Below are 19,503 nucleotides of genomic sequence, written 5' to 3' on the forward strand. Positions count from 1 at the left end.
GCATGGCAGCCTGTGCGGCCATGGTCAACGTCCTCTCGATCCAGTCGCACGTCGCCTTCGGCCACGTCGGCAACAGCTCGGCCGTCTTCCCGCTGCAGCGCCTCGGGATCGAGGTGTGGCCGGTGCACACCGTCCAGTTCTCCAACCACACCGGCTACGGGGCGTGGACCGGCCGGGTCTTCGACGGGCAGGCGGTCGAGGAGGTCGTCGACGGCATCGCCGACCGCGGCGTGCTCGGCACCGCCGACGCCGTCCTGTCCGGCTACCTGGGCTCGGCCGACATCGGCCACGCCGTCGTCGGCACCGTCGGGCGCGTCCGGGCGGCCAACCCCGACGCCGTCTACTGCTGCGACCCGGTCATCGGCGACGTGGGCCGCGGCGTGTTCGTGCGGCCCGGCATCGAGGAGCTCATGCGCGAGGTCGCCGTCCCCGCCGCCGACCTGGTGACGCCCAACCACTACGAGCTCGACCTGCTGGCGCAGATGACGACGCGCTCGCTCGGCTCGGTGAAGGACGCGGTGGCCGCGGTGCAGGGGCTCGGCCCGCGGGTGGTCCTGACCACCTCGCTGGTCGCCGAGGACACCCCGGAGGACTCCGTCGACCTGCTGGCCTCCGAGGGCGGCCGGCACTTCCGGGTGCGCACCCCGCGGCTGTCGGTGGCGGTCAACGGCGCCGGCGACGCGATCGCCGCGCTGTTCCTCGCGCACTGGCTCGACACCCGCTCCGCGGGCGAGGCGCTGGGCCGGGCGGCGGCCAGCGTGTGGGGGCTGCTGCGGCGCACCGAGGAGGCCGGCTCCCGGGAGATCCTGCTCGTCGCCGCGCAGGAGGAGTTCGTGTCGCCGTCGCGGGCCTTCCCGGTCGAGGAGGTCTAGTCCCGTCACCGAGCGGGACCGCGCGACCCGACCTAGCGTCCCCGCGTGGACCTGTTCCGGACGAAGTCGGTGGAGGCCGTCCGCGCGGACGCGGGCGACGGGGACGGCGCCGGGGAGGGGGCCGGTGGCGCGCCCGGCGCGGGGCACCTGCGCAAGCGGCTGTCGGCCCGGCACCTCGTCGGGTTCGGCATCGGGATCGTCATCGGCACGGGCATCTTCACGCTCACCGGCGTCACCGCGAAGAACACCGCGGGCCCGGCGGTCGTCGTCTCCTTCGCCCTCGCCGGGCTGGTCGCCCTGCTGGCGGCGGTCTGCTACGCCGAGCTCGCCTCGGCCGTGCCGACGGCAGGCAGCGCCTACTCCTACACCTACGCCACCGTGGGCGAGGTCGTCGCCTGGATCATCGGCTGGGACCTGTTCCTCGAGTTCGCCCTCGGCGCGGCGGTGGTCGCCCGCGGCTGGTCGGGTTACGTGGGCAACCTGTTCGACCTCCCGCCGTCGCTGTTCGGCGAGACCGCGACGGTCAACGTCGGCGCGGCGGCGATCGTCGTCGTGCTGACGCTGGTGGCGGTGCTCGGCATCCAGGAGTCCGCGCGGGTCACCGGGCTGCTGGTCGTGGTGAAGGTCGCCGTCTGCGTCTTCGTGATCGGGGTCGGCGCCTGGTTCGTGCGCGGCGACAACCTCAGCCCGTTCGTGCCCCCGTCGGAGCCCGCCGAGGGCGGCAGCGGCCTCACCCGCCCGCTCATCGAGGCGATCGCCGGGCTCGAGCCGGCGGCGTTCGGCGTCGGGGGCGTGGTCACCGCCGCGGCCGTCGTCTTCTTCGCCTACACCGGCTTCGAGGCGGTGGCCAACCTCTCGGAGGAGACCCGCCGCCCGGCGCGCGACGTCCCGCTCGGCCTGCTCGGCACCCTGGGCCTCGCGACGGCGCTCTACGTCGGCGTCGCGTTCGTCGTGGTCGGGATGGTGCGGTACACCGACATCGACGAGGGCGCCCCGATCGCCGACGCCTTCGACCAGGTCGGGCTCGGCTGGGCGTCGTCGCTGGTGTCGATCGCGGCGGTGGCCGGCCTGACGTCGGTGATCCTGGTCGACCTCATCACCATCGGCCGGATCGGCTTCGCCATGGGCCGCGACGGGCTGCTGCCGCCGGCGGTGGCCCGGGTCAGCCCGCGCACCGGCGTCCCGGCGCGGGTGACGCTGCTGTTCGCCGTCCTCGTGCTCGTGCTCGCCGCCTTCGTGCCGCTGGGCACGCTGGCCGACCTGGTGAGCATCGGCACGCTGTTCGCGTTCCTGCTGGTGGCGATCGCCGTGCCGGTGCTGCGCCGCACCCGCCCGGAGCTGCCGCGGCCGTTCCGCGTGCCGTTCTCGCCGGTGGTCCCCGTCCTCGCCGCGGTGGCCTGCCTGTACCTGATGCTCAACCTGAGCATCGAGACGTGGCTGCGGTTCCTGGCCTGGCTGGCGCTCGGGATGGTCGTCTACGTCGCGTACGGGTACCGGCACTCCCGCGTGCGGCAGGCGGCGCGCAGCGGCCTCGTCGACCGGGGGTGACGCCGGGCCGCACCGGGTCGGGCCGTCTCGCACCCGGGCCCGCGGGGGGCCAGGGTCGGGGCATGACGGCTGACGACCCGGGGAGCCGGGCGGCGGAACGCGCGGAGTCGGCGGGCCGGCGCACGCGGGAGCTGTCGGAGCGGCTCACCCGCCTGGCGTCGGGATGGCCGTCGTCGGAGGACGACGTCCGTGCCGCCCACGAGGCCGCGGAGCAGTCCGCCACCCACTCCGAGGAGGCCCACCAGCGGGCGGCCGCCCGGCACGAGCAGGCGGCGCAGGCCCACGAGGCCGCCGCCCGGCTGCACGACGACGCGGCGGACATGGGCGTCGGCGATCCCGATCGGCACCGGCGCCAGGCCGCCGGGCACCGGGAGGGCGCCGCGGCCGACCGGGAGGCCGCCGGGCACCGGGAGGCCGCCGCCGACGACGCGGCCGGGGGAGGTGCCCGGTGAGCGCCGGCGACGAGCGACGCCCCCCGCCCGCCGACCTCGTCGGCGAGCTCGCCGAGCTCGAGGTGGCCCGCGAGGAGCTCCAGGTCGCCGAGGAGGAGCTCCGCGTCCAGCAGCAGGAGATCGCCCGGCTGGTCTCGCGTGTCGACCGGGAGCGCCGCTGGCAGGAGCACGTCGCGGCCGTGCTACCGGTGGGGCTCTTCGTCACCGACGGCACCGGCCAGGTGCTCGAGGCGAACCCGGCGATGGCCGCGCTCGTCGGCGTGGCCCTCCCCCGGCTCGGCGGCAAGCCGCTGTCGGTCTACCTCGACCCGGAGGACGTCCGCGGCCTGCGCTGGGCGCTGCGGGCCCTGGGCGCGGGGAGGTCCGCGGACTACCGCGCCCCGGTGACGATCCGCGGCCGCGGGGCCGCCGTGACCGGTCAGCTGTTCGGCGCGCCCGACGTCGTCCACGCCGACGCGGGGCGCGCCCGCATCCGCTGGGTGCTCGTCACCGACGAGCACGGCCTGCCGCCGGCCGGGCCGGGCGAGCAGGAGGCCGCCCGGCCCGCGGGGACCGGCCCCCCCGGGGACGGCGCCCCGGTCTCCGTGGCCGAGGCGCTCACCCAGCTGACCCGCCTCGCCGGCACGGACGCCGACCGCCGGCAGCTGCTGCTGCGGATGTCCGTCCTCGCGCAGCGGGCCGTGCCGGCCGCCGACTGGGTGAGCGTCACCGTCGGCCGCCCCGCGGCACCGCGGGCGATCGGCAGCGATTCGGCCGCCGCCCAGGACGTCGACGGCCGGCAGTTGCGCACCGAGGAGGGGCCGTGCCGGGACGCCGCGGCGCTGCAGGAGGTCGTGGTCACCGGCGACCTGCGCGCCGATCCGCGCTGGCCGGCGCTGGCCCGGATCGCCGCGGCCGGGCCGGTGCGCGGCGTGCTGGCCGTCCCGCTCGCGGTCTCCGGCGAGCCCACCGGCGTCCTCAACGTCTACGCGGCGGCTGCCGAGGCGTTCACCGAGGCGGACCGGCGCATCGCCGAGCTGGTGGCGACGGCGATCGCGGCCGTCCTCGACGAGGCCGCCGAGCGGGAGTCGCTGCGCCGGCTGACGCTGAACCTCGAGCAGGCGCTCGCCTCGCGCGCCGTCATCGACCAGGCCAAGGGCGTGCTCATGGCCCGGCTGCACGTGGGCGCCGACGAGGCCTTCGCCCGGCTGGTGACCCTGAGCAACCGGCTCAACGTCAAGGTCCGCGACCTCGCCCACCTGGTGGTCGAGGGCCACGCCGACGAGGTCATCGCCGCCGGTTCCTGACGGCGCGCGGTCAGTCGGCCGGGTCCATGAGGACGACCGCGCCGCTGCGCCCCCCGGTCCCCGGCGTGAACGCGCTCACCGTGACCCGGATCTGCACCGCGCGGCCCCGGCGGTTCACCGCCTGCAGCGTGACGGTCTCGTGGGCGGGCCCGTCACCGGCCACCTGCCGGCGCAGCAGCGCGTGCAGCTCCGACATGGGCAGACCGATGTCGAGGTTGAGCAGGTACTGGTCCACGACCTCGTCCTGCCGCAGGCCCCACAGGTCCTCGGCCGCGGCGTTCCAGGCGAGCACCCGCAGGTCCTGGTCGGCGACGACCACCCCCGCGCGGAAGCTCGACAGCACGCCGGACATGAACTCGTTGAGGGTGGCGACCTCCTCCGTGCTGGCGCGCAGCTCCTCGTTGGTCGTGTGGAGCTCGTCGTTCATCGACTGGAGCTCCTCGTTCATCGTCTCGAGCTCCTCGTTCGTGGACTGGAGCTCCTCGTTGGTGGTCTCCAGCTCCTCGACCGTGGACTGGAGCTCCTCGTTGGTGGTCTCCAGCTCCTCGTTGGTCGACTGCAGCTCCTCGTAGGCGGTCTCGAGCTGCCGGTTGGCGTACTCGAGCTCCCGCTGCAGGCGCCGGTAGTGGGTGACGTCCTCGAAGACGACGGTGCAGCCGAGCGGGCTGCCGTCCTCCCGGGTCAGCGGCACCACCTGGACGTCGAAGACGAGCGCCTCGGCGCCGGGCTGGTGGCGCTCCACGCCGCGGAGCCACACGGTGCGCCGGGTGGCCACCGCCTCGGCGATGGCCGCGCGCAGCTCCACCGGCCGGTAGGAGACCTCGAGGTCCTGGAAGGGCCGGCCGACGTCGCGCTCCTCCACCCGGAACAGCCGCTCGGCGTGGGTGTTCACCATGGCCAGCCGGCCGTCGGCGTCGAGGACGAGCTGCGCGCCCGGGGAGGACACCATCGCCGCCCGGCGCAGCCGCGCGAGGTCACCGGTCCCGGACTGCGCCCCGCCGTCGACGGTGGCCGGCAGCGCGCGGCGCTCCGGCACCGTCCCGGTCTCCCGCTTGCGGAAGAACCGGCGGGTCAGGTCGACCGGGACGAACAGCTGGGCGTGGGAGAGCAGCATCTCCGCCTTGCCGAGGAACAGCAGCCCGTTCGGGGCCAGGGCGAAGTGGAGCCGGCCGAGGATGCGGTTCTGCGTCTCGGCGTTGAAGTACATGAGGGTGTTGCGGCACAGCAGCAGGTCGACGTGCGAGATCGGCGCGTCCTGCACCAGGTCGTTGCGCCCGACGATCACCGAGCGCCGCAGGTCCTTGCGGAACGCGAAGCGGCTGCCCTCCTGGGTGAAGTACCGCTCCACCTGCTCGGGCGTCAGGCCGGTCATCTCCCGCTCGGTGAACAGCGCCTGCCGGGCCTGCGTCAGCGCCTCCTCGTCGACGTCGGTGGCGTAGATCTTCACGCGCTCGCGGAACTCGTCCACGCCGAGCGTCTCGGCCAGCAGGATCGCCAGGCTGTAGGCCTCCTGCCCGGAGGCCGCGCCCGCGCTCCACACCCGGATGACCGGGCCGGCGCCGGCGAGCAGGTCCGGCAGCAGCCGCTCGCGCAGGTGGTCCCAGGCCGGCCGGTCGCGGAAGAAGCTCGTGACGTTGATCAGGATCGTGTTGAACAGCGGGGCGAACTCCTCGGGGTGGACCTCCAGGAAGTCCTGGTACTCCGCGACCGACTCGATGCCCACCTCGCCCATGCGGCGCAGCACGCGGCGGACCAGGCTGGGCCGCTTGTAGCCGGTGAAGTCGAACCCGCGCCGCTCGCGCAGGTACACCAGCAGCGCCTCGAAGTCCGGGTCGAGCCCGGCGGCGGCGTCGGCGAACAGGTCGGGGGCCTCCGCGTCGCCGGCGCCGTCCTCGGCGCCGTACTCCGCGTCGTCGAGCAGCTCGTCGGCCCCGGGATCGTCGGCTCGCAGGTCGTCGGCCGGCCCGTCCGCGGCCCGCGGCCCGTCCTGTGCCATCGGTCAGGCCCCCTGCCGGTCGGCGGGGTCCCCGAGCGCGTCGTCGGCGTCGTCGGGGACGTCCCCGCCGTCGAGCGTCCCGCGCTCGAGCATCCCGCGCAGCAGGCCGGCGGCCCGCAGCGCCTCGTCGTGCCGGCGGCGGAAGGCGGTCGCGCTGTGCCGGTGCCCGTTGGCCGCCGCCCGGTCACCCATCCGCCGGCTGAGCGCCGCGCGCTCCTCGAGGCCGCGCAGCGCCATCCACAGCGCCCCCTCGAGCGCCTGGGCCTGCTCGGCAGCCAGCGCCTCCGGCGACCAGGCGTGTCCCACCCGGCAGCGGTAGCGCTCCATGCCGCCCTCGGTGATCGAGAACAGCGACCCGTGGCAGCTCGGGCAGCCGAACCCCGAGGGCGTACCCGGGCGCTCGTCGGCGTCCATCGCGCCGGGGTCCAACTGGGCCATCTCCGTCTCCGTCGTCATGAGGTCGGTGGGCGGCAGCACGTCCGCGGCATCGACCGCCTCGCGCGTGAGCCGGTCGAGCAGGGCGGGCATCCCGGCGAGCGGGACCACGTGGTCGGCGCCGCCGACCTCCGCGGCGTGCAGGGGCATGCTCGCGTACAGGGCCTCCTCCGGGTCCTGCGCGAGCCCGACGCCGCCGCGCGCCCGGACGGCGATGGTGCCGGCGGTCCCGTCGTCCAGGGCGCCGGAGAGGACAAGGCTCACCACGCGCGGCCCCCGGGCGCGGGCTGCCGAGCGGAACAGCACGTCGACCGCCGGGCGGTGCCCGTTCTCCCGCGGGCCGCGGGAGAGGGACAGGTGCCCGTCGACGACGAGCAGGTGCCGGTCGGGGACGGCGACGGTCACCGTCCCCGGCGTCAGTGGCATCCCGTCCTCGGCCGAACGCACCGGCAGGGCCGAGACCCGGCCGAGGACGGCCGCCAGCGCGCTGCGGCCGGACGACGGGATGTGCAGCGTCACCAGCACGGCCGCCGGGAGGTCCGCGGGCAGGCCGGCGAGCAGTTCGCGCAGCGCCTCGACGCCCCCGGCGGAGGCCCCGATCACCACCAGGTCGCGCGTCGTCATCGCGGCCTGTCCTCGTCCGCCGGGTGGGAGGGTCCCTGCGGCGATGGGCGTCAGCCTAGGCGTCCGGGCCGGAGCCGATCCGCCCGACGGCGCGGCGAACGCCAGGATGGACGGCATGGACCTCAACGCCGACCTCGGGGAGTCCTTCGGTGCGTGGACCCTCGGCGACGACGCCGCGATGCTGCGGGTCGTCACGAGCGCGAACGTGGCGTGCGGCTTCCACGCCGGCGACCCGCTGACCCTGCGCCGGGTGTGCGAGGGCGCCGCCGCGGCCGGCGTGACCGTGGGCGCGCAGGTGGGCTACCGCGACCTCGCGGGCTTCGGCCGCCGCTTCCTCGACGCCGCGCCCGACGAGCTCACCGCCGACGTCCTCTACCAGCTGGGCGCCCTCGACGGGCTGGCACGCGCGGCCGGCACACGCGTGCGGTACGTCAAGCCGCACGGTGCGCTCTACAACGCGATCGTCGCCCACGAGGAGCAGGCGGCGGCCGTCGTCCGTGCCGTCGTGGACTACGACCGCACGCTGCCGGTGCTGGGGCTGCGCGGCTCGGCGTTCCTGCGGCTGGCGGCCGACGCCGGCCTGCGCACGGTGGCGGAGGCCTTCGCCGACCGCGCGTACACGCCGGAGGGGACGCTCGTGTCCCGCCGGCTGCCCGGCGCCGTCCTCACCGACGCCGGCGAGATCACCCGCCGCTGCGTGGCGATGGCGACCGGCGGGGAGGTCCGCGACGTCGACGGCGGCCGGCTGCGGCTCGCGCCGGACTCGATCTGCGTGCACGGCGACACCCCGGGCGCGGTGGACATCGCCCGCCGGGTGCGGTCGGCCCTCACCGACGCGGGGGTCGACCTCGCGCCCTTCGCCGCGTGATGCGGGTGCTGCCCAGCGGGTCGGCCGCGCTGCTCGTGGAGGTCGCCGACCTCGACGCGGTGCTCGCCCTGCACGCGGCGCTGGAGGCCGACCGGCCGCCGGGCGTCGTCGACCTGGTGCCGGCGGCGCGCACGGTGCTGCTGGTCGTGGATCCCGGGGTGACCTCCCTCGGCGCCGTCGAGGCGGCGCTCCGGCGGGTGACGCCGCGGCCCGGCGGCCGCGCCGACGCGGGCCTGGTCGAGCTGCCGGTCGTCTACGACGGGGCGGACCTCGACGACGTCGCCGCGCACCTGGGCGTGGCGCCGGAGGAGGTCGTGGCCCGGCACGCCGGCACGGAGTGGACGGTGGCGTTCTCCGGGTTCGCGCCCGGCTTCGGCTACCTCACCCCGGCCGGCGGTGGCTGGGACGTGCCGCGCCGCGCGACGCCCCGCACGCGGGTGCCGGCCGGCTCGGTGGCGGTGGCCGGCGGGTTCACCGGCGTCTACCCGCGGGAGTCGCCGGGCGGCTGGCAGCTGGTCGGGCGCACCGACGTCGCCGTGTTCGACCTGGCCCGCGACCCGGCCGCGCTGCTGCGGCCGGGCGTGCGCGTGCGGTTCGTGCCGTGCTGACGGTGCTCGCGCCCGGCCTGCTCACCACCGTGCAGGACCGCGGCCGGCCCGGGCTGGCGGGGATCGGCGTCGGCCGGTCCGGGGCGGCCGACCGGGCCGCGGCGGAGCTGGCCAACCGGCTGGTGGGCAACGCCCCCGGCGCGGCGGTGCTCGAGGCGACGCTCGGCGGGCTGGCCGTGCGTGCGGACGCCGACCTGCTCGTCGTCACCACCGGCGCGCGCTGCCCCGGCAGCCCGGTGCACACCGCCCCGGGCCCGCTGCGGGCCGGCGCCACGCTCGCGCTCGGCACCCCGCCCGCCGGGTTGCGCACCTACCTCGCCGTCCGGGGCGGGATCGCCGTCGCGCCGGTCCTCGGGTCGCGGTCCACCGACGTGCTGGCCGGCCTCGGGCCCCCGGTGCTGCGCGCCGGCGACGTGCTGCCGGTGGGCGGCGACGCCGGCCCGTTCCCCGCCGTCGACCTCGCGCCGGGAGCCGACCCGCCCGGCGGCGAGGTGACCGTGCGGCTGCTGCCCGGCCCGCGCGCGGACTGGCTGACCGCCGCGGCACGGGAGGCGCTCGCGGGCCCCTGGACGGTCACCGCCGAGAGCAACCGGGTGGGCCTGCGGCTGGCCGGCCCGCGCCTGGAGCGCGCGGTCGACGCCGAGCTGCCCAGCGAGGGCCTGGTCCGCGGGGCGGTGCAGGTGCCGCCGGCCGGGCAGCCGGTGCTCTTCCTCGCCGACGCCCCGGTCACCGGCGGCTACCCGGTGGCCGGCTACGTCGACGACGCCGACGTCGACCGCTGCGCGCAGCTCCGCCCCGGGCAGACGCTGCGCCTGCGCCGCTAGACCGGCAGCGGCTCCGGGGGCTCGCCGGCCCAGGCGGCCCTCAGCAGCGCGGCGACGCCGTCGCGGGTGACCGGACGCGGGTTGGCGTACGGGTTGGCCACGGCGAGGTCGGCGATCCGGTCGACGTCGCCCTCCGCCATGCCGAGCTCCCGCAGCGAACGCGGGGCGCCGAGCCGGCCGGCCAGCTCCCACAGCGCCCGCGCCGGGTCCGGCGCCCCGCCGAGCGCCCGCGACAGGGCGGCCACCGCGCCGGGCGCCGCGGGCTGGTTGAACGCCAGCGCGTGCGGCAGGACGACGGCGTGCGTGGGCGCGTGCGGCAGGTCCAGCGTGCCGCCGAGGGTGTGGCAGAGCTTGTGGTGCAGCGACATGGTGGTGGCGGCGAGCACCGCGCCGCACAACCAGGCGCCGTACTGGGCCTCCGCGCGGGCGTCGAGGTCGGCGCCGTCGGCCACGACGCGGGGCAGCGCGGCGACCAGCGCCCGGGCGCCCTCCTCGGCCATGAGCGACACGATCGGCGTCGCGTCGGGGGCGTACAGGCCCTCGACGGCGTGCGCCACGGCGTTGAGCCCGGACGTGGCCGACATCCCGGGCGGCAGCCCGAGGGTGAGCTCGGGGTCGTAGACGACGCTCACCGGCAGCACCCGGACGTCACGGCCGGTGCGCTTCTCCCCCGCCTCGGTGAGCCCCCACACGGGGGTCATCTCCGAGCCGGCGTAGGTGGTGGGGACGGCGACCACCGGCAGCCCGTGCTCCAGCGCGATCGCCTTGCCCAGCCCCACGGCCGAGCCGCCGCCGACCGCCACGCAGCCGTCGGCACCGAGCTCTCGGGCGAGCTCGCGGGCGCGGGTGGCCACCTCCACGGGCACGTGCATGCGCGCCTCGGCGAGCACCCCGGCCGCCCGGTCCCCCAGCGCGGCGGCGACAGCGCGGCCGGTGTCCTCCTGCTCCGGGGAGCACAGCACCAGCACCCGGGTGAGCCCGAGCGCGGCCACCTCGTCGGGCAGCCGCGCCACGACGCCGGGGCCGAACACGACCCGCATCGGCAGCGCCTGGTAGGTGAACGGCGCGATCACGCCGGCGCCCCGCGCACCACGGTCGGCTGCGCCTGCGCCGGTGAGGCGGCCGGCGGCGCCTGGCCCTCCCGCAGCAGGGTCAGGTCGAAGGTCAGCGTGCGGAACGGGTTGGCCAGCCCGACCTCGGCGGCGCGGGCCGGGTCGTCGACCTCGGGCACGTCGCGCACCAGCGACTCCTTGACGCCGAACACGGCGTCGGAGTCCAGGTACGGGGAGTCGGCCACGAACACGTGTGTGGTCACCGGCCGGTAGCCGGGCGCGGCGACGATGAAGTGCAGGTGCGCGGGGCGGTTCGGGTGCCGGCCGGTGGCGGCCAGCAGCTGCCCGACCGGGCCGTCGTCGGGGATCGGGTAGAAGCGCGGCACGACCGAGCGGAACCAGAACCGGCCGTCGTCGTCGGCGGTGAACAACCCGCGCAGGTTGCCCGGCGGCTGCACGTCGGGCTGCTGGACGTCGTAGAAGCCGTCCTCGTTGGTCTGCCAGACGTCGACGGTCGCGCCGGCCAGCGGCTCGCCGTCCGGGCCGGTGACCTGCCCGGACACCAGGCACGCGGTGCCCTTGCCGTCGAGGGCGATGTCGTCGCCGAGCTGCCGGGGCGGGGACTCCACCATGTGGAACGGGCCGAGCACGGTCGACTCGGTGGAGGTGCCGCCCGAGCGGTGGTTGATCGTCTCCACCAGCATCGAGACCCCGAGGACGTCGGACAGCAGGATGAACTCCTGCCGGACGTCGTCGCTCGTGTGGCCGGTGCGGGTGAGGAAGTCGATCGCGAACGCCCACTCCTCCTCGGTGAGCTCGACGTCCTTGACGAACGCGTGCAGGTGGCGGACCAGCGAGGTCATCACCTGGCGCAGCCGCGGATCGGGGGTGCCCGCGAAGCTGGCCGCGACGACGTCGGCCGAGCGCTCCTCGCTGAACAGCTCCCCGGTTCCCCCGCCGGTTACCTCGCCGGTCACCCCGCCGGTCACCCCGCCGGTCACAGGGCCCTGTCCAGGACGGTGCGCAGCGCGTCCTCGAGGGCGGTCGCGGCATCGGCGACCGCGCCCGCCGAGCGGTAGGCGACGTAGTTGTCGGGGCGGACGAGCAGCGCGCCGCCGTCGTCGGTGCCGCGCACCCGCGCCCAGTCGCCGTAGAGGTCGTCGTACTCGCGGCCCGGGCCGATGACGACGGCGGCCACCTCGACGCCGAGCCGCTCCCCCACCTCCTGCGCCGCGCGCACCCAGGCCTCGCCGCCGATGCCGGTGAAGACGGTGAAGCGCCCGTGCCCGCCGAGGTCGAGCGTGGACACCTGCCGGCGCCGGTCGGCGGTGACCCAGGCGTGCGGCAGCTTGGCGCCCGGCCGCGAGGTGGGGTGCGAGTACAGCTCGGGGTCGCGCACCGGCTCCTCGGGCGGCGTGCCGTCGGGCACGACGGCGGTGGACTCGTAGCGCTGGTCCATCTCCACGCCGTGGCAGTTGAACTCGTAGTCCTTGAACGCGATGGCCTCCCGCAGCGCCGCCCGCTGCTTCTCCGCCTCCGGCGTCGCCTCCTTGCGGGCGGCCATGTGCGCGACCATCAGCTCCGGGTCGGCCGTGTTCGTGAGCCCGAGCGCGTCGAAGATCCGCGCGGTGTCGGCGATGCTCTGGTTCGCCCGGTCCACCACCTGCCGGCCCACCGGCGCGCGCTCGGCCGAGTAGCTCTCCAGCAGCCCCGGCCCGGCCTGCCCGCGGACCACCAGTGCGAGCTTCCACGCCAGGTTGTAGGCGTCCTGGATGGAGGTGTTGGAGCCCAGGCCGTTCGACGGCGGGTGCCGGTGGACGGCGTCGCCGGCGCAGAAGACGCGGCCGGCCGAGTACCGCTCCGCGGCGAGGTGGTTGACCGTCCAGGCCGAGCTGGAGGTGATCGTCACCGGCACCGAGTCGTCACCGATCAGCCGGTGCACGATGCCGAGCGCGTACTCCTCGGAGAGGTCGGGCGCGGAGCCGTCGATGTCGTAGCCCCAGACGATGAGCCACTTGTGCCAGGGCCGGACCATGCGGACCAGGCCCGCGCCGATCCCGCCGACGTCGGCCCCCGGCTGCAGCACCCAGTACAGGACCGACGGCCGGTCGGCGACCAGGTGGGACAGGTCGGCCTCGAAGACGATGTTGATGCTGCCCGCGACGCCCATCTGCCCGCGCAGCGGGAGCCCCACGTGCTCGGCCACCAGGCTGCGGCCGCCGTCGGCGCCGACGACGTAGCGCGCGCGGATGTCGTACTCGTCGCCGCGCAGCCGGTCGCGCACGTGCACGGTGACGCCGTCGTCGTCCTGCTCGAGGGACAGGTACTCGGTGTCGAAGCGGACGTGCGCACCGCGGGACTGCGCGTTGTGCAGCAGCACCGGCTCCATGAGGTCCTGCGGCATGTCGCACATGCGGGAGGGGCTGGCCGCGGAGTAGTCGGCGAGCCGGTCGGGCCGGGTGCCCCAGCTGTGCAGCCGGCCGAGTTCCTCGCCGGCGATCGAGGTGCAGTAGACGAGGTTGCCCATGAGGTGCTGCGGGGTGGCCTCGGCCATCACCTCCTCCTCGACGCCGAGGTCGCGCAGCGCCTCCATGGTGCGCTGGTTGGTGATGTGCGCCCGCGGGGTGTCGGCGAGCCGGCCGTACTTGGTGATGACCGTGGTCCGGACGCCGTAGGTGGCCAGCGCCAGCGCGGCGGCCGACCCGGCCGGGCCGGTGCCGATGACGAGGACGTCGGTCTCGACGGTGGGCATGCGCGCGGGCTCCTCTTCGGCGGGGAACGGTCCGGCGGCGGCACCGACGCCCGGACGCTACGGCCGGACGCTACGGCCGGCCGGGCCCCGTGGTCGAGGCCCGGCCGGCGCCGGTCAGAACGGGTAGGCGGGCAGGTCGCCGCGGACGGTCACCCACTGCGTCTCGGTGAAGGCCTCGATGTTGGCCTGCGGGCCACCGTGCCGGGAGCCGGTGCCCGAGGCGCCGACGCCGCCGAACGGGGCGACCGCCTCGTCGTTGACCGTCTGGTCGTTGATGTGCACCAGGCCCGACGGGATGCGCTCGGCGAGCTCGAGGCCGGCGTAGACGTCGCGGGTGAGGATGCCCAGGCTCAGGCCGTACTCGGTGCCGGCGGCCAGGCGCGCGACCTCGTCGAGGCTGGAGAACGGCGTCACCGGGGCGACCGGGCCGAAGATCTCCTCCTGGTAGGCCGGGTGGTCGACCGCGACGCCGCCGAGCACGGTCGGCCGGTAGAAGAGGCCCTCGTAGGTGCCGCCGGTGCGCACGGTGGCGCCCCGGTCGACGCTGGCGGTGACCAGCCCGTGCACGCGGTCGCGCTGGCCGGCGTCGATGAGCGGGCCCATCGCCACCTGCTCGCGGAACGGGTCGCCGACCGGGAGCTTCTCGACCTTCTCCGTGAGGACGGCGGTGTACTCCTCGGCGATCGACTCGTGCACCAGGTGCCGGCTGGTCGCCATGCAGATCTGGCCCTGGTGGGCGAAGGTGCCCCAGGCGCCGACGCTGGCGGCCGCGGTCACGTCGACGTCGGGCAGCACGATCAGCGCGGAGTTGCCGCCGAGCTCGAGGTGCGCCCGCTTGAGGTGCTGGCCGGCGAGCGCGCCGACGATCCGGCCCGCCTTCGTGGAGCCGGTGAAGGCGATCACCCGCACCTGCGGCGCGGTCACCAGCGCCTCGCCGACGTCGGCCCCGCCGGGCAGCACCTGGAAGACGCCGGCCGGGAGCCCCGCCTCCTCGAAGACGCGGGCGAAGACGGCGCCACCGGAGATGGCGGTGCGCGGGTCGGGCTTGAGGACGACGGCGTTGCCGAGCGCCAGCGCCGGGGCGATCGCGCGGATCGCGAGGATGGTCGGGACGTTGAACGGCGCGATGACGCCGACGACGCCGGCCGGCACGCGCCGGGCGAAGCTCAGCCGCGGGGAGCCGGTGCGCAGCAGCTCGCCGTAGGGGTGGCTCGGCAGCGCGGAGGCTTCGTAGCACTCCTGGGCGCTGGTGTGGACCTGGAAGTCGCCGAAGGGCTGGATCGCCCCGGACTCCCGGGCCAGCCAGCCCTTGATCTCGTCGGCGTGCTCCTCGAGCACCTGCCCGGCGCGGCGCAGCACCCGGGCGCGCTCCTCGAACGGGGTGGCGGCCCACGCGCGCTGCGCGTCGGCGGCCCGCTCGGCCGCCGCGAGGACGTCCTCCGGCGTCGCCTTGCCGACCGGCGCGATGACGTCGCCGGTGGCCGGCTCGACCGCGTCGTAGGTGCCAGCGGACCCGTCGGTCCAGGTGCCCGTCCAGATCCTGCCCTGCCACGCGCCGTCGTCCAGGAGTGCCACGTCGTCCCTCTCGTCGTCGTTCCGGTGCCCGCCGAGTCTCGCCGGTCCGCCTTTCGCGCGCGAAAGGCGGCCCTCCCGCGCCTGAGATCGCCCTTCCTCCTGTGCCGCTGACCTGCGAGAACTGTCGTACCCCGGTCGTAGGTTCGGTCCATGTCGGCGGGCGGGCAGTACGTGTCGCCGATCGAGCTCGCGCTCACCGCGCTGCTCGCCGAGCAGCCCCTGACGTTCCGCCGGCTGCCGGTGACGTTGCTCTCGCGTGAGCACAAGGCGCGTGAGCTGCAGCGCCTGGCCGCGCTGAAGGCCCAGACCGCCGCCTACGAGGCGGAACTCGTCCTCGGCCTGGCCGACGACTCCCCCGACGACGACGACCCGCCGCCCGGCACCCCGGGTGCGCGGTCGGGGTCGTGGGCGCCGGACCCGGAGCTGCCCGGGGTGTCGGAGTTCTTCACCGCCGAGCTGGCGGTCGTGCTCAACGTCGGCCGGCCCACCGCCTCGACGCTGGCCAAGCGGGCCTGGACCTACCGGGAGTCGCTGCCCGCCACCTGGGCCGCCCTGGCCGCCGGGCAGCTGGACGAGCGCCGGGCGATGGTGCTGGTCGACGTGCTGCAGTGGACCAACCCGGCGCTGGCGCGGCGGGTCGAGGCCCGGCTACTCCCGCACGCCACCGGCTGGACCGTGCGGACGCTGCGCACGCGGGCGGTCGAGGCGCTGCTGGAACTCGACCCCGACGCCGTCGAGCGCAAGAAGGACGACGCGCAGCGCACCGCCGACGTCCGGATCGTCCCCTCGGCGCAGGACGGCATGGCCGTGCTGATCGCCGAGCTGCCCGCCGAGGTCGCCGCGATGTGCATGGAGGTGCTGGAGCGGCTCGCCCGGCTGGCCGTGGACACCGGTGACCCGCGGCCGATCGGGCTGATCCGCACCGAGGTGTTCACCGCCCTGTTCCTGGGCGCCGGCGACCCGGCCCGGCCGCCGGTCACCGCGCACCTGCAGATCATCGCCACCCTCGCCGCGCTGACCGGCCGGTCGGTCGAGCCCGGCGAGGTCAACGGCATCCCGATCACCGCCGCGGTGCTGCGGGCGCTGCTCCGCGAACTCGACGCCCTCGGTGTCGGGGTGCCCGCCGGCGGGTCGGTCACCCTCGCGGTCACCGACGACGACGGCACCCTGCGCGCCACCACTCCCCTCGACCAGGCCCGTCGCCTGGCGAAGCGTGGCTGCCCCGACCACCCGCCGACCAACGAGCACCCCGACGGCGAGTGCCAGTGCCCGGTCCTCGACGAACCCGAGCCCACCGACCGCTACGCGCCCACCCGGCCCCAGCAGCGGTTCGTGCGCACCCGCGACCGCACCTGCCGCTTCCCCACCTGCGGCCAACGCGCCGGCTGGGCCGACGCCGACCACGTCATCCCCCACGCCTCCGGCGGCCGCACCGACTGCGCCAACCTCTGCTGCCTGTGCCGCAGCCACCACCGCCTCAAGACCTTCGCCCGCGGCTGGCGATTCGTCATGAGCCCGGACGGGGTGCTCACCGTGACCACCCCGTCCGGCATCACCCGCACCACCCGCCCACCCGGCATGCGCCCACCGCCCGAGCGAGACCCACCACCCGGCGCGACCGGGACATCCCCACCGGCCGACCCGGCCGACGACCCGCCACCGTTCTGACACCCGTCCCCGGCGGCGCACCGCGGAGGTGCGCCGCCGGGTCGACCACGCCGTGAGCCGCGACGCGGGCCCGCCGGCCGCCGCCGGTCGCGTACGGGCCCGACACCGGATCGTGACGACGCGCCTCCGGGCCCGGACACGTGGGGGACGACTCCTCGCACGAGCCGGGAGCCGCGCGGCCGCCGCCTAGCGTCGCCCGGCATGAGACCCGGCGAGAGCTACCGCGACGGTGTCCAGCGGCGGGCGGTGCTGGCGGTGCTCGTCGGCGTCGGCGCCGCGTTCCTGCTGCACTGGCTCGACGACGACATGACCGCGACCGTGCTGGTCGGCGTCGTCACGGCGCTGTGCGTGGCGCTCGTGCCGAGTCCGCGGGAGACCGTCCCGCGGGCGTGACCCGGGGTCAGCCCTCGCGCATCTCCGCGAGCACGCCCGCCGCCACCTTGAACGCGTGGTTGGCGGCCGGCACCCCGGCGTAGACCGCCGCGTGCTGCACCACCTCGGCGATCTCGTCCTCGCTCAGCCCGTTGTGCACCGCCGCGCGGACGTGCAGCGCGAACTCGTCCCAGTGCCGCAGCGCGATGCAGATCGACAGCGTGGCGATGCTGCGCTCGCGGCGCTCCAGGCCGGGCCGCTGCCAGATGTCGCCCCACGCCACCCGGGTGATGAAGTCCTGGAACCCCGCGGTGAACGGCGTCGTGCCGGCCACCGCGCGGTCCACCCAGGCGTCGCCCAGCACCTCGCGCCGCGTCCGCATCCCCGCCGCGCGGCGGGCGTCGTCCGTGGAGAGGTCGTCCGTCGAGAGGCCGTCCGGGTCCAGCGGCGCGTCGCTCACGCGTGGCCCCCCGCGGCGTCCAGGTGCGCCAGCAGCGCCCCGGTGACCTCCAGCGGCTGCTCCAGGTTGGGCAGGTGCGCCCCCGGGCTGACCGTCAGCAGCGTCGCGCCGGCGATCCCCTCGACGATCGCCTGCTGGTGCGGCGGCGGCAGCGCCGGGTCCTCCGCGCCGGACACCACCAGCGTCGGCGCGGTGATCCGGGCGAGGTCCTCGCGGGCGTCGAAGTGGCCGACCGCCTCGCAGCAGTTCGCGTACCCCTCGTCGTCGGCGCCGGCGATCATCGCCTCCAGCCGCGCGACCAGGTCGGGGTGCTCCGCGGCGTACGCGGGCGTCAGCCAGCGGCCCACGATCGCCGGCGCGAGCGGCGCCGTCCCGCCGGAGCGCGCCTGCACCGCGCGGTCGAGGAAGCCCTGCGGGTCCGGCTTCGCCGACGTCGCCACCAGCACCAGCCGGTCCACCCGGGCGGGCTCGCGCGCGGCCAGCCGCATCGCCGTCATCCCACCCAGGGACAGCCCGACCACGTGCGCCCGGCGCGCGCCGACCCGGTCGAGCAGCGCGACGAGGTCGTCGGCCAGGTCGTCCACCGTGTACGGGCCCGCGGGCGCCGGCGACTCCCCGTGCCCACGGGTGTCGTAGCTGACGACGCGGTAGCGCTCGGCCAGCGCCGGCACCTGCGGGTCCCACATCCCGCGGGTGGCGCCCAGCGAGTTGGACAGGACGACGACCGGCGCGTCGGCCGGCCCGTCCTCCGTGTAGGACACCTCGACGGCGGTCATCCGCGCTCCCCCTCGATCAGTCGGTCGTGCTCGGCCAGCGCCGCGTCCACCTGCGTGCCGGCCTCCCCCACGTCCGGCGCGGCGGCGGCCAGCACCGCGGCGACGTCGACGTCGGAGCGCCCGGCCACCACCTCGGCCAGCGTCCGGCCGGTCTCCCGCGCCGTGCGCGCGGCGTCGGCGGCGGCGTCGTGGGCGGCCCCGCGGCCGAGCGACGGCGTCAGCGCCTCGGCCAGCGCAGCGGCCAGCGACCCCTCCGCCGCGGCGGCCACCGTGGCGGCCATCCGGGCGGGGTCGGGCCGCAGCCCGCGCAGGCTCTCGGCCAGCCACGCCGCCGCCGAGCCGACCGTGACCAGCAGGTCGGTCACCGTGGGCCACTCGCTGTGCCAGGCGCCCGCGGCCCGCTCGTGCTCCTGCTCCATCGCGCCGAGCAGCGTGGCCACCAGGCCGGGCGCCCGCCGCGCGCACGCCCGCGCCGAGACGGCCGCCACCGGGTTCTGCTTGTGCGGCATGGCCGACGAGCCGCCGCGCCCCTCGCCCACCTCGGCGGCCTCGGCCACCTCCGACTGCGCGAGCAGCACGACGTCGAGCGCCACCGTGGACACCACCCCAGCCGCGGCGCCGAGCGCCCCGGCGAGGTCGGCCACTGGCAGCCGCACGGTGAACCACGGGACAGCGGTGGTCACCAGCCCCAGCTCGGCGGCCAGCGCCTCCCGGACGACGACCCCCGCGCCGGACGACGCCGCCAGCGTGCCCACCGCCCCGCCGTACTGCACCGGCAGCCCGACCACCACCTCCGCCAGCCGCAGCCGCGCGCCGTCGAGGCCGGCCAGCCAGGTCGCCGCCTTGAGCCCGAACGTGGTGGGCAGTGCCTGCTGCATCAGCGTGCGGCCCATGACGACGTCGTCGCGGTGCGCCCGCGCCAGCCCGGCGCACAGCTCCGCCGCGGCGGCGAGGTCGGCGTCGAGCGCGGCCACCGCCGAGCGGGCGAGCAGCAGCAGCGCGGTGTCGAGCACGTCCTGGCTGGTGGCCCCGACGTGCACGGCGACGGCGTCGCGCTCGCCCACGGCGTCCTGCAGCGCGCGCACCAGCGGCGGCACCGGGTTGCCGGCGTCGGCGGCCCGGGCGACCACGCGGGCGAGGTCGAGCCGCGAGGGGTCGGCGCAGGCCGCCGTCACCGCGTCGGCGGCGGTCCCGGGTACCAGGCCCGCCGACGCCGCGGCCCGCGCCAGCGCCGCCTCGACCGCCAGCAGCGCGCGGAACCAGGCGTCGTCGGAGACGGCCGACGCCGCACCGCCGCGCGCGAACGTGCCGGCGAACAGACCTGTCACGGCTCTC

18 protein-coding genes are annotated in these 19,503 nt (G+C 76.4%); 9 read left to right on the plus strand and 9 right to left on the minus strand.

The window, feature by feature from the left end; all coding sequences use genetic code 11:
- Window positions 1-2 precede the first annotated feature (2 nt).
- The 4 genes from pdxY (at window position 3) to WA616_RS03180 (ending at window position 4,158) form a co-directional block, all read left to right on the plus strand.
- Entirely contained in the window at window positions 3-872 is an 870-nt protein-coding gene (gene pdxY / locus WA616_RS03165) for a pyridoxal kinase PdxY (protein WP_336027240.1), read from the plus strand.
- Window positions 873-917: 45 nt separating this feature from the next.
- Window positions 918-2,420 (plus strand): amino acid permease, encoded by a 1,503-nt coding sequence (locus WA616_RS03170; protein WP_336027242.1) that lies wholly within the window; start codon window positions 918-920, stop codon window positions 2,418-2,420.
- A gap of 62 nt (window positions 2,421-2,482) precedes the next feature.
- On the plus strand, window positions 2,483-2,872 hold the full coding sequence (locus WA616_RS03175) for a hypothetical protein (protein ID WP_336027243.1): 390 nt from the start codon (window positions 2,483-2,485) through the stop codon (window positions 2,870-2,872).
- On the plus strand, window positions 2,869-4,158 hold the full coding sequence (locus WA616_RS03180; RefSeq protein ID WP_336027245.1) for an ANTAR domain-containing protein: 1,290 nt from the start codon (window positions 2,869-2,871) through the stop codon (window positions 4,156-4,158). Before WA616_RS03175 ends, WA616_RS03180 begins: the two co-directional genes overlap by 4 nt.
- A 10-nt stretch (window positions 4,159-4,168) precedes the next feature.
- On the opposite strand, the gene WA616_RS03185 is transcribed toward WA616_RS03180, so the two are convergent.
- Window positions 4,169-6,154, minus strand: coding sequence for a CheR family methyltransferase (locus WA616_RS03185; protein WP_336027247.1), 1,986 nt, complete (start codon window positions 6,152-6,154; stop codon window positions 4,169-4,171).
- Between the two features lie 3 nt (window positions 6,155-6,157).
- On the minus strand, window positions 6,158-7,213 hold the full coding sequence (locus WA616_RS03190; RefSeq protein WP_336027249.1) for a chemotaxis protein CheB: 1,056 nt from the start codon (window positions 7,211-7,213) through the stop codon (window positions 6,158-6,160).
- 115 nt (window positions 7,214-7,328) lie between these two features.
- Here WA616_RS03190 and WA616_RS03195 point away from each other — a divergent pair, with 115 nt between their 5' ends.
- Genes WA616_RS03195 through WA616_RS03205 form a run of 3 tightly spaced genes read left to right on the plus strand, consistent with a single transcriptional unit; the run spans window position 7,329 to window position 9,513 of the window.
- On the plus strand, window positions 7,329-8,081 hold the full coding sequence (locus WA616_RS03195) for a LamB/YcsF family protein (RefSeq protein WP_336027250.1): 753 nt from the start codon (window positions 7,329-7,331) through the stop codon (window positions 8,079-8,081).
- Window positions 8,081-8,689: a 5-oxoprolinase subunit B family protein gene (locus WA616_RS03200; protein WP_336027579.1), complete on the plus strand. Its 609-nt coding sequence runs from the start codon at window positions 8,081-8,083 to the stop codon at window positions 8,687-8,689. The genes WA616_RS03195 and WA616_RS03200 overlap by 1 nt, the downstream gene beginning before the upstream one ends.
- Window positions 8,683-9,513: a biotin-dependent carboxyltransferase family protein gene (locus tag WA616_RS03205; protein WP_336027251.1), complete on the plus strand. Its 831-nt coding sequence runs from the start codon at window positions 8,683-8,685 to the stop codon at window positions 9,511-9,513. The genes WA616_RS03200 and WA616_RS03205 overlap by 7 nt, the downstream gene beginning before the upstream one ends.
- Here WA616_RS03205 and WA616_RS03210 read toward each other — a convergent pair.
- The 4 genes from WA616_RS03210 to WA616_RS03225 form a co-directional block, all read right to left on the minus strand.
- Window positions 9,510-10,586 carry a maleylacetate reductase gene (locus WA616_RS03210; protein ID WP_336027252.1) on the minus strand — a complete coding sequence of 359 codons (1,077 nt, stop codon included), beginning with the start codon at window positions 10,584-10,586 and terminating at the stop codon, window positions 9,510-9,512. The genes WA616_RS03205 and WA616_RS03210 overlap by 4 nt on opposite strands.
- The gene (locus tag WA616_RS03215; RefSeq protein ID WP_336027253.1) at window positions 10,583-11,566 is read right to left on the minus strand and encodes an intradiol ring-cleavage dioxygenase; all 984 of its coding nucleotides are present in this window, start codon (window positions 11,564-11,566) and stop codon (window positions 10,583-10,585) included. Before WA616_RS03215 ends, WA616_RS03210 begins: the two co-directional genes overlap by 4 nt.
- A complete protein-coding gene (locus WA616_RS03220; RefSeq protein ID WP_336027255.1) occupies window positions 11,563-13,317 on the minus strand; it encodes an FAD-dependent oxidoreductase in 1,755 nt (584 codons plus the stop codon). Before WA616_RS03220 ends, WA616_RS03215 begins: the two co-directional genes overlap by 4 nt.
- 114 nt (window positions 13,318-13,431) lie before the next feature.
- Entirely contained in the window at window positions 13,432-14,892 is a 1,461-nt protein-coding gene (locus WA616_RS03225) for a benzaldehyde dehydrogenase (protein ID WP_336027257.1), read from the minus strand.
- A 150-nt stretch (window positions 14,893-15,042) separates the two neighbouring features.
- Between WA616_RS03225 and WA616_RS03230 the strand changes: the two genes are divergently transcribed.
- Window positions 15,043-16,560, plus strand: coding sequence for an HNH endonuclease signature motif containing protein (locus WA616_RS03230; protein ID WP_336027259.1), 1,518 nt, complete (start codon window positions 15,043-15,045; stop codon window positions 16,558-16,560).
- A gap of 201 nt (window positions 16,561-16,761) precedes the next feature.
- Complete coding sequence (locus WA616_RS03235) at window positions 16,762-16,953, plus strand: hypothetical protein (protein ID WP_073420156.1); 192 nt, start codon at window positions 16,762-16,764, stop codon at window positions 16,951-16,953.
- 7 nt (window positions 16,954-16,960) lie between these two features.
- Here WA616_RS03235 and pcaC read toward each other — a convergent pair whose 3' ends face one another.
- The 3 genes from pcaC to WA616_RS03250 are packed head-to-tail and all read right to left on the minus strand — an operon-like array spanning window position 16,961 to window position 19,496.
- Entirely contained in the window at window positions 16,961-17,392 is a 432-nt protein-coding gene (gene pcaC, locus WA616_RS03240) for a 4-carboxymuconolactone decarboxylase (protein WP_336027262.1), read from the minus strand.
- The gene (pcaD, locus tag WA616_RS03245; protein WP_336027264.1) at window positions 17,389-18,168 is read right to left on the minus strand and encodes a 3-oxoadipate enol-lactonase; all 780 of its coding nucleotides are present in this window, start codon (window positions 18,166-18,168) and stop codon (window positions 17,389-17,391) included. The genes pcaC and pcaD overlap by 4 nt, the downstream gene beginning before the upstream one ends.
- Window positions 18,165-19,496, minus strand: a complete 1,332-nt coding sequence (locus tag WA616_RS03250) for a lyase family protein (RefSeq protein ID WP_336027266.1) — start codon at window positions 19,494-19,496, stop codon at window positions 18,165-18,167. Before WA616_RS03250 ends, pcaD begins: the two co-directional genes overlap by 4 nt.
- Window positions 19,497-19,503: the final 7 nt, after the last annotated feature.

It is taken from the genome of Geodermatophilus sp. FMUSA9-8 (assembly GCF_037034165.1).
Taxonomy (GTDB): Bacteria; Actinomycetota; Actinomycetes; order Mycobacteriales; family Geodermatophilaceae; genus Geodermatophilus; species Geodermatophilus nigrescens.